10 protein-coding genes and 1 tRNA gene are annotated in these 13,859 nt (G+C 40.9%); 1 reads left to right on the forward strand and 10 read right to left on the reverse strand.

Annotation, left to right across the window (positions count from 1 at the left end; all coding sequences use genetic code 11):
* From FAZ15_RS01950 to FAZ15_RS01995, 10 genes are all read right to left on the reverse strand, one after another.
* Window positions 1–3,225: a SusC/RagA family TonB-linked outer membrane protein gene (locus FAZ15_RS01950; protein WP_136899592.1), complete on the reverse strand. Its 3,225-nt coding sequence runs from the start codon at window positions 3,223–3,225 to the stop codon at window positions 1–3.
* 238 nt (window positions 3,226–3,463) lie between these two features.
* Window positions 3,464–3,545 (reverse strand) — tRNA-Leu (locus tag FAZ15_RS01955).
* A 174-nt stretch (window positions 3,546–3,719) separates the two neighbouring features.
* Window positions 3,720–6,890, reverse strand: coding sequence for an efflux RND transporter permease subunit (locus FAZ15_RS01960; RefSeq protein ID WP_136899594.1), 3,171 nt, complete (start codon window positions 6,888–6,890; stop codon window positions 3,720–3,722).
* 28 nt (window positions 6,891–6,918) lie between these two features.
* Window positions 6,919–8,040 carry an efflux RND transporter periplasmic adaptor subunit gene (locus tag FAZ15_RS01965; protein ID WP_136899596.1) on the reverse strand — a complete coding sequence of 374 codons (1,122 nt, stop codon included), beginning with the start codon at window positions 8,038–8,040 and terminating at the stop codon, window positions 6,919–6,921.
* Window positions 8,041–8,074: 34 nt separating this feature from the next.
* On the reverse strand, window positions 8,075–9,409 hold the full coding sequence (locus tag FAZ15_RS01970) for a TolC family protein (RefSeq protein ID WP_136899599.1): 1,335 nt from the start codon (window positions 9,407–9,409) through the stop codon (window positions 8,075–8,077).
* A gap of 66 nt (window positions 9,410–9,475) precedes the next feature.
* Window positions 9,476–10,060: a TetR/AcrR family transcriptional regulator gene (locus FAZ15_RS01975; protein WP_136899601.1), complete on the reverse strand. Its 585-nt coding sequence runs from the start codon at window positions 10,058–10,060 to the stop codon at window positions 9,476–9,478.
* A 332-nt stretch (window positions 10,061–10,392) separates the two neighbouring features.
* Complete coding sequence (locus FAZ15_RS01980; protein WP_136899603.1) at window positions 10,393–10,830, reverse strand: c-type cytochrome; 438 nt, start codon at window positions 10,828–10,830, stop codon at window positions 10,393–10,395.
* Window positions 10,823–11,458: an SCO family protein gene (locus FAZ15_RS01985; protein WP_136899605.1), complete on the reverse strand. Its 636-nt coding sequence runs from the start codon at window positions 11,456–11,458 to the stop codon at window positions 10,823–10,825. Before FAZ15_RS01985 ends, FAZ15_RS01980 begins: the two co-directional genes overlap by 8 nt.
* A gap of 6 nt (window positions 11,459–11,464) precedes the next feature.
* Window positions 11,465–11,896 (reverse strand): transposase, encoded by a 432-nt coding sequence (locus tag FAZ15_RS01990; protein WP_136899607.1) that lies wholly within the window; start codon window positions 11,894–11,896, stop codon window positions 11,465–11,467.
* Between the two features lie 74 nt (window positions 11,897–11,970).
* Window positions 11,971–12,480, reverse strand: a complete 510-nt coding sequence (locus tag FAZ15_RS01995; protein ID WP_136899609.1) for a hotdog fold domain-containing protein — start codon at window positions 12,478–12,480, stop codon at window positions 11,971–11,973.
* An 85-nt stretch (window positions 12,481–12,565) separates the two neighbouring features.
* Here FAZ15_RS01995 and FAZ15_RS02000 point away from each other — a divergent pair, with 85 nt between their 5' ends.
* Window positions 12,566–13,789, forward strand: coding sequence for an MFS transporter (locus tag FAZ15_RS02000; RefSeq protein ID WP_394343802.1), 1,224 nt, complete (start codon window positions 12,566–12,568; stop codon window positions 13,787–13,789).
* Window positions 13,790–13,859 lie beyond the last annotated feature (70 nt).

The following is a 13,859-nucleotide window of genomic DNA, read 5'->3' on the forward strand; positions in this document are numbered from 1 at the left end:
TTAAAAAATGAGTTGGATACCTAATGTAAATCTTCGTGATATGGGGTAGGAGCCGTAGTCTACGCCGGCAGATGTACTTTCATTCCCCCCGTTATTGGCTTCGGGATTGGCTCCGGGATACTTGGTAAAGGTGTATGGATTATCTGCCATAAGGTAGATTCTGGCTTTACTGATCCGTAATTGCTGTAGTATATTTTCTTCGAAGTTGTATCCTAGAGTAATATTACGGATCCGTAAGAAAGATGCATCATATAACCAGGTGTCGTTATAAACCGGATTAACGCCAAACTGATTGGGTGTTATCCCGTCCCATTCCATATTGGCACCTGATGGGATGGAGGCCTCCATCTCCGTGGTTTTATAAGAGTATAGCCATCGTTGATATTGATTACTACCATCGCCCACACCGTTATCGAATCCTCTGCGACCCTGATAAAAAATCTTACCTCCTTTAGACCCCTGTAAATCAAAGCTGAATTCGAAGCCTTTAAAGGTGATATTGTTGCTTATCCCATACAGGAAGCTGGGTTGATTGTTTCCGAGGACTACTTGATCTTGGGTGTTGATGATGCCGTCGCCATTTGCGTCGACAATTTTCACATTCCCTTCGATTTGTCCTGAGGCAATGGGAACTGTTGCATTTCCCTGGTCATTAAAATCTTCGGGCATTAATAATCCATCTGTTTTGTACATATAATAGCTACCTATGGGATGACCTACCTGGGTGATGAACGCATCTGCCCCCCATGTGTTGACGATAATAGAACTGGTCTGGGTACCCAAATCCAGTACTTTATTCCTGTTTAATGAAAAATTGAGATTGGAGGTCCAAGTAAACGAAGATTTTTGAATGTTAGTAGAAGCTAGCTGGAATTCCAATCCCTTATTTTCTACTTTTCCAATGTTTTTTCGAATGGATGAAAATCCCGATAGTCTAGTCGTGGGCACGCTCAGTAGCAAATCCGTGGTATTATTGAGGTATGCATCTGCCGTGAATTGTAAGCGGTCTGCAAATAGGAAGAGATCGAGACCTATGTTGGTTGATGTTGTCTTTTCCCAACTTAAATCATCATTGGGGATAGTGGATGGGACGAGGCCATTAAAAACTTCCCCGTTAAGATTGTAATTTTGTGCGGCAAGTAAAGCGATATGTTCGTAATCGCCAATTCTATCATTACCGGCTAGTCCCCACGAAGCGCGTACTTTGAGTAATGAAATTTGTTCTACATCTTTTAGGAAGTTTTCCTCATTTATTTTCCAGCCCGCTGATAGGGAAGGAAATAGCCCCCATTTATGGTTTTGACCAAACCGCGAAGATCCGTCGTAGCGGGCGGAAGCTGATATAAGGTAGCGATCCATTAGATGATATTGTACCCTGCCGAAATAAGACGCTATACTATTTGCCGTGGCATTGGACGTCGCTAACGTCGGAATAGAAGCATTATTCAGCCAAGGGAGCAGATCGTTTGGATATCCGTTGCCTCCAGCTGCCATATATTCCTCGTTATTTCTCTCAAAACTCTGCCCTACTAATACATCGAGGTAGTGGTTGCTGCCGAGATCCGGCGTGTAGGTGACTGTGTTCTGTATACTCATGTTGAATGAGTTGCGGTTGGTGGCCATCCCTTGTGCCTGCACACCTTTATTCACGTTGAATGGAATAAACTCATTGTATGTTGCATTATGGTAATTGTATCCAAGTTGGGTTCGTAGTCTAAGGCTCGTTATGGGTCGGTACTCGGCGAATGTATTGATGTGTACGTTATTTCCTTTGCCATTGGCTGTCATTTCCTGCAGACGGATCAGTGGATTAACAAAAGTATGTGCTTGCGAGTAACCTGTACGTTCGGTGTTCTGATCTTGCTCTACCACGGGAGGCATGACAATAGCATAATGTGCGTTGCTCTCTTTTCCCTCGGTAACCGGATCCTGTTGACGGCTGAAAGCAGCAGCTACGTTGGCACCTATGTTGAATTTTTCGCTAAACTGGAAATGTGTATTTGCTCGAAGGTTATATCTTTCAAAGCCGGTGTATCGCATCACACCATCTTGTTTGAGATAGCCTCCCGATATATTGAATGTTCCGATCTCGCCCCCTCCAGATACATTAAGATCATAATTTTGCATGGATGCATTTCTGTAAACTAGATCTTGCCAGTTGTTATTGGGAAGTAAACTGGGGTTAGCATAGGAATCGGGATACTGAAAGGCTTCGGGACGACTACTGATGGGAGCGGACAGATCTCCCCCAGTAAGTCGGAACCGCTCGTTCCTAACAAAGCGGATATAATTTGTATACTCTTCGGTATTCATCATGGGCAGTTTTTTATCCACTGTCTGATAACCGGCATAGCTGTTAAACTCCAGCTGTAAGTGCCCTGCAGAACCTGATCTAGTGGTGACTACGATTACCCCATTTCCACCACGAGAGCCATAGATGGCAGCGGCAGATGCATCTTTTAGCACTTCTATGGAGGCGATGTCACGAGGATTGACATTTCGCATATGCGATTGGGGCAGACCATCTATTACGTACAACGGTGTGCTGGATGCCGTGATGGAATTAAGGCCTCGTATCTTGATATTCATGGCCGAACCGGGTACACCAGAGGTTTGACTAACACGTACCCCGGCTATCTTTCCGGCAATACCCTCTTCTCCATTGGTGATGGCCTGTTGTTGAAATGCAGAACCTTTTAATGAGCTGACCGATCCGGTTAAATTTTTCTTAAGTGCAGTTCCATATCCGATCACGACGACTTCGTCAATTTTCTGAGCTGCAGAAGGACTCATGTGAATGACGACTTCTTTTTGTTGACCGACAGCTATGACAGCACGTTCGTAGCCCATCATGTTGGCTTCGATCGAATCTTGTGCCGCTACCGCGATTGAAAATTTGCCCTGATCGTCTGTTCCCACCACACTTTTGCCCTTTATAGCGATGATGGTAACAGCTCTAAGTGGCAAACCATTTTCGTTGAGCACTTGCCCTTGAATCAATGAGTCGGTAGTAATGGATGGCTGTTGCGGCCGAGGATTGCTTTTATCCTGAATAGGAGTTTGAGTAGAAAGGATGCTTCTTTTTTGAAGCAGGGTGTCCTGAATGAGGGATGGTTGTTTGGAGGTGTTTCTTAGTGAATCGAGCTGTTGCCCATGTGCAGTTGACTGTAAATGCATACACCCCCACAATCCACCCGCTAATAAGCAATAGTGGTGTAACTTCATGTTATATTATAGGATTTTAATTATAACGTATTTGTTACAAATATGTTTTTGAAGGAATGAAAAAAATATGACTTTGGAATCGATTGATGAGAGGATGATCAGAATGTATGTCTACAAAATGTCGACAAAAACTATCAGCGTGAGTAAAAAAACACCCGTGTCAAGGTTTACTCTATGTCCTCAAAACGGCATTAAACAAAGAAAAGCGAGACAATCATCGCTCGCTTTTCCTGTTAAGTACCCAGCGCCGGAGTCGAACCGGCACATCCGAAGATATTGGTGTTTGAGACCAACGCGTCTACCAATTCCGCCAGCTGGGCTTGCTGTATCTTGATGACGATGCAAATATAGGTTTTCTAGCTTATTTTCCAAAAATATTTTAGTGCCATTTGTTAAACCTATTGATTACTAAAGTGATTAATTTTTATCGCGCTAAAACAACAAGAGCCAACTAAATAAGTCGGCTCTTGAACGGGTGAAAATATATTAACTTATTAATGTGCACTCAAGCTCTTTTTCTTTTCTTCGTCAAAATTAGCTTCTAATTCAGCTAATTTTTTCTTTCCGTAAGCCAGTCTGGTGATGACTACAAAAAGAACGGGTACGAAGAAAATGGCTAAGAATGTAGCGGCAGTCATACCACCGAATACGGTCCAACCGATAGTTTGACGGGATACTGCTCCCGCGCCTGTGGAAAGCATCAGCGGAATAATACCTAGGATGAATGCCAACGATGTCATGATAATAGGTCTTAGACGTAATTTGACGGCATCAAGGGTAGCATCAATTAGATTCATACCGATATCGACCCTTTCTTTTGCAAATTCTACAATTAGAATCGCGTTCTTGGCCGCTAGACCGATGATGGTTACCAAACCAATTTGCGCAAAGATATTGTTATCAAGCTGCGGTAATAAGGTTAATGCCAAAATAGCTCCAAACACACCCAAAGGGACGGATAACAGGATAGAGAATGGTACGGACCAACTTTCGTATAAGGATGCTAGGAGCAAGAATACAAATAGGATACATAATGCAAAGATCTGTATTGTTTGTGATCCAGACTGCTTTTCCTGTAAAGATAATCCCGAAAACTGATAGTCATATCCGTTGGGCAGATTTTCTGCAGCAACCTCTTCTAAGGCTTTCAATGCATCTCCCGAACTATACCCAGGAGCGGCACTTCCGCTTACCTCAATACTACGGAAAATATTGTAGTGATTGATAATCGAAGGCATAGTGACAAGTTCATAACTTACCAAAGATCCCATAGGAACTGGATTACCCTGTACGTTATTTACATAAAGCTTATTGATGTCTTCTATATTCATACGGTATTCAACATCTGCCTGGGTTACTACGCGGAAGTTACGTCCGTACTTCGTGAAATCATTGACATAGCTACTTCCCAAATAAGACGATATCGTAGCATAGATACTGGAGATAGGCACCCCCATACGTTTGGCTTGTTCTCTATTGACTTCTAATTTATAGTTCGGAGAGTTCGAGTTAAATAGGGTATAGGCCATTCCGAGTTCGGGGCGCTGATTGGCGGCCATCAGAAATTTGCCAACCGTGGCTTCAAATTCTTTGATATCCACAGTTTGTAAATCCTGCAGTAGCATGGAGAAACCACCGGAAGTACCTAGACCTGGAATAGCGGGAGGTGTTACCGCAAGAATACGGGCTTTAGGGTATTGACTAAATTTACCCATAATCGCTCCCGTGATCTCACCAGCTGTGCGCTTACGTTCATTCCAATGCTTTAGCGAAACGAATAGCGTAGCACCATTGGGTTTGAACGCACGATTCAAAATATTGATACCCGATATTGCGGTGATGTAGTTTATTTCGGGGAAATCTTTCCGTAGTTCGGTCTCAAGCTCCGTTAATACGGAGTCGGTTCGGCTTGAGGACGATCCTTCAGGTAGTGTTACACCTGCGAAAAACATTCCTCCATCCTCGGAAGGAATAAACCCTGTAGGTTTGGTTTGGAACATCCAACCTGTACCGATGAAGATACATAATAGAAGGATAAGGGCGAGAGGAGCAGCTTTGATAGCTTTCCGGACGCCTTTGGAATATTTATATGTAACCTTATCAAACCAAACATTAAACTTATAGAAAAACTTGTTCAGTCCTCTAGATTCTTTTTTGACACTGGTGGGTTTTAATAACAACGAGCACAATGCTGGTGTCAATGAAAGGGCTATAAAGGCGGATAGCATTACAGAGACAGCAATTGTAATAGCGAATTGTTGGTATAACTGACCTACCATACCAGGTATAAAACCTACCGGTACAAATACGGCAGCAAGGATTAATGCGATAGCAATTACCGGCGCTGTAATGTCTTTCATCGCTCGTACGGTAGCCTCCTTGGCACTCATTTTATAGTGATCTATATAATGCTGAACAGCCTCTACGACCACAATGGCATCATCCACAACTATACCAATGGCTAATACAAATGCAAGCATAGTCAGGTTGTTGATAGAGAAGCCAAATAGGGTAAAGAATATAAATGTACCGATAATGGATACTGGAATTGCTAATACGGGAATGAGTGTCGCCCTCCAGCTTTGTAGGAAGAAAAAGACAACTACCGTAACAAGGAGAAGGGCTTCTAATAATGTATGTATGACCGATTCGATAGAAGCATTGACAACAGATACGGTTTCGTATCCAACCACATACTCGACATCTTCGGGAAAAGATTCCTGAAGTTTGTCAAGGGCCGCATAGATACCATCTGCAGTCTGTACCGCATTACCCCCTGGTGTTTGATTGATCATCATACCGGTAGAGGTCATCCCGTTTACTTTCGTACTGGTTCCATAACTAAATTGACCTAATTCTATACGGGCTACATCTCTTAGCAATACAATGGATCCGTCTATATTGGTTTTCACCACAATATTTTCGAAATCGTCTACATCGGATAGATCACTATCCGTAATTACCGGGTATTCGAATACGGTACTGGATTCCTGCGGACGCCCGCCCACACTACCTCCCGGTACACGTATATTCTGTTCACCAATTGCCGTAGAGATATCCGCTGGGGACATATTTAGATTTGCCAATTTGTTGGCATCAAGCCATACACGCATCGAGAACGGTTGGCCAAATGCGGTTACATCACCTACACCTGTTACACGCATCAACGCGTCTTTGACATATAAATTGGCATAATTGGACAGGAACTTGTCATCACGGGTGCCGTTAGGCGATACCAAAGATACCAACATCAGGATATCGGTATTTGCCTTACGTGTGGTAACCCCCAACCGACGCACAGCCTCGGGCAAGGAGGGTTCGGCAATGCCTACACGGTTTTGTACGTCTAATGTGGCAATGTCGATATCTGTTCCTACTTCAAAGGTCACCGTAATCTGTGATTGACCATTGGAAGTACTGTTGGATGACATGTAGATCATACCAGGTGTACCATTGATCTGACTCTCTATTGGCGTCGTAACGGTCTGCTCAACTGTCTGGGCATCGGCACCCGTATAATTTGCCGTTACGGTTACCGTAGGGGGGGCGATAGATGGATATTGACTAATCGGCAGTGTCGTAATGGATATCAATCCGAGCACAGAGATCAGGATGGATATCACGATCGCTGTGACCGGTCTTTTTATAAATACTTCTGAAATCATTATTTTTTAATTTGGATCCTAGCAAATACTATTTTTTACTTTCTGCATTGTCTGTTATTGTAGCACCGGGTCTTAGCGCTGTAGTACCATCTACTACGATCTTTTGGCCTACTTCTAACCCTTGCGTGATAACTACTTTGTCACCAATTTTACTACCTAACGCGACTTGTTTAAGCTCCACTTTACTACTGTCATTTACAGTGTATACGTTAAATGTACCCAATTGTTCAAAGATGGCTTTATAAGGAATGATAAGCTCTTCTGTTGCTGATTTGCTTTGTACATTGAGCGTTGCATTCATCCCCGCACGTAGTAGGTTATCACCATTCGGGAAGGACGCTCTTACTTTTAACGTTCCGGTTTGACTATCTACTGCTCGATCGATGGTTGATATTTTTCCGGGAGCCTCGTATTTCGTGCCATCGGGTAACGTTACGTATATTTCCGTATTAGCACTACCTGCTTGTAGTTTGGTGAATTCGGTAATATCTTTCTCACTGATTGGAAATTCGACAGCGATAGGATTCGTTGAACTGATGGTATTTAACAGGGTTGTTCCTGCGCTGACCAAGGCACCATTGCGCACTTGCGAAATACCGACGCTACCTGAGAAGGGTGCTATAATTACCGACCGTTGCAAATTAGTGCGTGCAGTAGTGAGGGCAGCTTCGGCTGCTTGTACCTGCGCTTTTTGGTTATTGACATCCGTGAAGGCATAGTCAAGCGTTTGTTTTGCGATTGCATCTTGATCGGATAGTGTCTGATAACGTTGTAGATCTTTCTCTGTTCTTTCTAGATTAGCCTTTGCTATTTCCAGATTCGCCTTTGCTTGGTCTACAGCGGCCTGATAACGTACCCGGTCGATTTCATATAATCGTTGTCCTTTATTAACGTATGATCCATCACTTATATATATATTGGTGATATAACCTGTTACTTCCGCACGGATTTCGGTTTCCTGCAAGGGTACCACGTTGGCTGGATAATTACGTGTACCGGAGACGATTTCTTTTTGGACAACAGCGGTACTTACAGGGATAGCTATCTCCCCTTGCTGTGTCGGTGCACCTTTTTGCTCATTGGATCCACAAGATTGCCAAAGTAATCCTGAACTAATAAGTAAAGACGTAAATAATAGATTCTTATTCATTGTATGGTATATTTCTTGTTGAGGTGTAATGTTATTAATTTATCGTGTTGACGGTGCCTAATGCTTTTTGGATATCTAGCTTGCTGGATAATACGGCATAGAGTACATTGAGGTAATTTAATTGTGCAGTTTTCAAATCTGTCTCTGCGGTCATAAGCTCAAGATAGGTCTTAACTCCCGCATCATACTGTAATTTGATGGTATTATATACTTCTTCTGATAGATCCATATTTTCTCTTGCATTGCGCCACTCGTTCATATTGGCCCGGTAAGAGGCCATAGCTGCAGAGTACTCCGTGCTGATCTGGTTCTCTAAATTTTCCATATCCAATTTCAGACGCTCTTCTTGTAACTGCGATTTCTTGATTTCCTGTACTCGTTTCGTTCCTTGAAAGATAGGTATCGTCAAATTTAACCCTATCGTCGAAGCAGGAAAATTGTCAGAATATAAATTGGCAAAGCGATCATTACGATAATTCAGTCCGTAGTTGCCGTACGCACTCAAACGCGGTAGGTAATTCCATTTCTGATATTGCGTATTTAGCCGTTGGATTTCCTGAAGGGTCTGCAATTGTTGGAACTCCACACGTTTAGCCACTTGGAGCAGTTCTGCGGTATCTAATAAGATATTGGATTCCATGTTTTGATTTGTAAAAGAGAGGGTGATCTGTTCACCTTGTGGCATACTGAGCAATAATTTCATGTAGTCGTATTTGTACTTACGCATTTCTTTTGCAGATTTTAATTCTGCATTTGCGTTGTTGAGTGAAATCTGTGCTCGTTTAAAATCGGTTTTATCGACTAAGCCTGTTTCATAACGTGCCTTAGCCTCATTATACTGTCTTTGTAAACGGAGTATGTTCTCGTCAATAATATTAATCTGTTCTTCACTGGTTAAAATATCATAATAAGCCTTACTGACATCTACAACGGTGTTAATTTTGGTGTCCTCTACACTGAGATCGTTTTGTTGACGTACGTAACGCGCAGCCTTTGATGCTTGGAATAATTCAGGGCTCAAAATTGCTTGATCTGCCTGAAAAGTTAAAGCGCTGTTATTGGCTTGCCCCATGCGAATATTCTGCCCGCCAATATTGGCGATGGGTACTATAAGGTTGTGGCTTAAACTACCTGTAGCACTGATCTGAGGAAACCAGCCGGAAAGGGCAGAGGCAATTTCTCTCTCTCCGATTTCCTGGTCAATTCCAGCTTGCTTTAATTCGATTTTATTGCGTAGTGCGTAATCGATAAGTTCGTCTAAGCTTGCATTGCTGTTTAATCCATCTTGCCGTGAAGTCTGACCGTGTACTCCAATAGTAGCTACTGCTAAAAATACAAAAGCAATTAAAGGCTTAAAGTTGAAATTCATATATGTATAATGTGTTTTTAAGTTGTTATATAGCATGTCCGGTTTTAGAAATATGAACCTTTTCTATTAATCATGTTGTTTTACGCCATTCCAAATTATTTCTATCATTTCATTTAAATTTTCATCCGTAAATTCTAGAGGACCATAGATGACTTTTTTGGCAAATGAGGTTGCCACGCCAATACAAGAGGAAGTCAGGATATAAATATTAATGTTTCGCAATTCTGCGATTCGCATACCTTCATATAAAAAGGCCATAATATTATTTTCCTCATTCAGATTTTTTTCCCACGAATTTCTTGAAATTTCTAAGTATGGCGAATTATGAAATTGTTCCATAAAACTAAACATATCTGTGTTTTCGAGGTAGAAGACGCAAAATTTTCGCATTACGATATAAAAGCGGGATTTGTAACTTAGCGTAGAGTCCCAATCCGAAAATATGTAATTGTTTATTTTCTGTTTACAGTAGCAAAACAATTCGATGATCAAATTATCTTTTGATGGAAAATAATGATATATCGTACCGATAGCTACATCAGACTGTTTTGCGATTTGGCTCATTGGTGTTCCGTGAAAACCCTTTTCACAGATTAATTCCAAGGTGCTCTTAAATATAATTTCTATTTTTTCTGTCAATTGAACGTTCATTCGGTTACAAAAGTAACCATCTTAGATCATTTTTAGTGTCAAATTATTGTTATATAATAAATGATATCTGGAAATGGAAAATGTTGAAAAGTGTCGGCTAAAACGACTAAAGAATACTTCGTGTTAAGAAATTATTAAGTTTTAAGAAAAGGCTTGACGGGTGTATTTTTTACACTTATCTTTGTGGTATCATAATTTAGGTTTATAATTGGTTAGTAAAGGTTTTCATTCTCCCCGTTTGAAAACCTTTTTTTTGAAAGTGTATGTTTTCAAAAGCCATCAAGAACTTTCATATTTGTGTGTGATCCCAATGGAACCATGAAAGTTTTATTTTAAGTACCGCACGCTTTTATAGCTTCTTTTACCTCGTTGTGACTATAAATACTATCACTTGTGCCAAAATTAGTTGTAATGTAAGTGAGAATATAGGCAATATCCAACTCGGTTAATTGCGGATTTGCTGGCATTTGATTTTTATATATTTTTCCGTGGATCACAATACTTTCCTTCATTCCGTACCTTATAATACAACTTAGTTTTGCCCGGTTTTGTTTGAAGTATTCGTTGTCGTTGAGAGGTGGATAAAGCTGTGCGAGCCCCTCACCTTTGGACCCATGGCAATTTTGACAGTGGCTAATATAAAGTTTTTGACCGTTGACAGCATATTGGGCAGTTTGGATACTGACATTCGATTGGCATGATGACAAATACAGAAGGAGTATTATCAACAAGCCAATGGATGCCAAAATGATGTGGTGCCGATTATTCATACTCCTTCAAGAGAATATCAATGTCTTTTAGCAATTGTGAAACCTGTTCTTCATTGGTTCCGTCGTATGCACCACGTACATGCTTATCATGATCTACAAGTACCAGGTATCCGGAGTGGTCATATCCACCCGCTACCGTAGAATCTTCCTTTGTATACACGAAGTATTCATCGGCTAAGCTGTAGATGGCGGCTTTGCTACCAGTTACGAATTGCCATTGCGCATTATCTACACCTAGATTTTTTGCATATTCTTTTAAAACATGGGGTTGGTCATACTTAAAATCGATACTGTGCGACAAAAATGAAATTCGCTCATCGTTTTTATATTTCTCGTATGCTCTAAGCAAATTGCGTTGCATGGTAGGGCAAATGCTTGGGCAATGTGTAAAAAAGAAATTTGCGACATATATTTTTTGATCAAAATTTTTGTCGCTAATCAGAATACTATCCTGATTAAGAAAAGAGAATGCTGGGATCCTGTGGTAGACGGTATCTGTCACGATCTTGCCATCAACTTCTTTTTCTACAGCCTCCCGCTGTCCAATAATAGGAAGGGTTGTGGAATTTGACTGGCATGCTGCGAAAGCGATGCAGATTATCATTCCGAGAACGAATAACTTATGCATGGCTTTCTATTTGGTTACAGATAGTTTTTTAGTGCTTTCGGCTGATACGTCTTCAAATTGTTTTTTCATTTCACGGACCTTTTCTACTTCCGCTTTTTGATAATCTATATCCGTACTGTCTGGATTGTAATCTTTCATCCAGGTCATCATATTATCTGTTGCATCTTCAAGATTGCGCTTTAATGTGGTTAATTCATTCTTCAATGTAGTGGTGTCGATTTCGGAATTTGTTTTTTTGATATCGGACAGATTAGCCAATAGGGAATCAATCTTCACGGTATTTCTGTCGAATACAGCAATCTGAGGCATAATTTCGTCATGTATAGCAATAGCTTCCGCTGTCAATTTTTGATCAGCTACTGTATTTTTTGTAGACTTTTGCTGGCATGATACCAAAACTAAACTTGCTCCCAGAGCAACATAAAATGATTTTTTCATATGTATATAATTTATATTCTAATTTGTGGGTGAATACTAAATTTTGTTTTCAAGGAACCGTGTATACCTTAATATTAATTATCTTCCAACTGAGGTTGATAGACATTTCGTTTAGGAATCGGAAACGTTAAATCCCTAATGTATATCTCATTATATGATATAGCGATTAACGTACCGTCGGTATCGTAAACATTTGTTTTAAACGTTTTAACCACTTTTCCACAATTTCGGATCGTGGTAAATGCTTCTTTTATATCGCTATCTGCTAGGCGAACGGAAAATCCTAGGTTCATTTTTCCGGGTTTTCGATATTCTATTTTCGCAGATTTTAACCATGCTACGGTCTTTTTGAGGCCATTTGCCTGAAAAATCTGATCCAATAGAATGGGATAAAGTGGATCTAAAGCAGAAAAAATGGTACCACCAAAGACGGTACGATTGGAGTTGATATTTAAAAAACTTTTGTAAATCTTAACCTCTATGCCGCGAAAGCCTTCTTCCACTTTCTTGATCCATATTCTCTGGAACAGGAAAGGGGGATAGGTTCTTAATATCCATTTAAGTGATGTGGGCGAAAATTTCATGATACAAAAGTACGACTTTCAAAAGTTTTTAAGGAGAAGCTTTGCATTAATTAAAATTCTACCCTAAATTCATGCCTTTAATCTCATGATGAATAATAATCAACCTAAAAATGTAGGGCTTCTGGTATTTGTAGCCGCACTGGGATATTTTGTGGATATCTACGATTTAATTATTTTCTCTATTGTACGGATCGAATCTTTTCAGGATATAGGTGTGCCCGAAGAATTGATGCGTTCTAAAGGTGAGTTTGTACTGAATATGCAAATGGGCGGCTTGCTGATCGGTGGTGTGGTCTGGGGCATCATTGGGGATAAATTTGGTAGACTTCGGGTGTTGTTTGGATCTATTCTGCTGTATTCCTTAGCTAATATTTACAATGGCTTTGTACAGGACGTAACTTCGTATGGTGTTATTCGGTTTGTTGCGGGAATTGGTTTAGCGGGAGAACTGGGGGCTGGAATCACCTTAGTTAGCGAAAGTATGGACAGGAGGAAGAGGGGATACGGCACGATGATCGTGGCAGGGGTAGGTGTATTAGGCGCTATATTGGCATATTATGTTTCGGAATGGTTCAATTGGCGGACCGCTTACTTTGTGGGTGGGGGCATGGGGTTGTTTCTACTTTTGTTAAGGGTGGGGACTTTCGAATCTAGTCTTTTTAAACAAGTAAGTAATCACGAGGTGGCGAAGGGAAGTTTAGGAATGTTATTTTCGAATAGGGAACGTTTCTTACGTTACGTTTACTGTTTGTGTATCGGATTGCCGATATGGTTTGTCGTGGGAGTATTGGTTACCCAGGCGCCGGAAATTGGAAAAGCTTTGGGAGCGGAGACCGTTCTCAGCGCGGGTAAAGGAGTTATGTTTACCTATTTAGGGATTTCAATCGGTGATTTTTTTGCCGGTTTGTTAGCACAGTGGCTCAAATCGAGAAAGAAGGTCGTATTTATTTGTCAAATGCTTATTATTCTTTCTTCATTGTGGTACCTGAATAGCACGGGTATTACATCGGAAAAATTTATGTGGCTAGCTTTCTTTATGGGCCTAGGAGTGGGATACTGGGCAACTTTTGTGACAATTTCCGCGGAACAGTTTGGAACGAATCTACGCGCTACGGTTGCAACTACTGCACCTAATTTTGTGCGAGGTGCATTGATACCCTCAACAATATTATATGGATATTTGGTAAGCTTATGGGGAATTATTGTCGCGGCAACCGTAATGATTTTGCTGCTTTCGGCTATTGCGATATTTGCGTTAACCCGATTGAAAGAAAGCTTTGATAAGGATTTGAATTATATAGAAGAATAACCTAACGTAATCGGCCGGGACATTTTTTACAACGTTTTCCTTTCTTGTATTTTTTACAGCACTTCTTCAT

The organism is Sphingobacterium olei (genome assembly GCF_005048855.1).
GTDB classification, from domain to species: domain Bacteria; phylum Bacteroidota; class Bacteroidia; order Sphingobacteriales; family Sphingobacteriaceae; genus Sphingobacterium; species Sphingobacterium olei.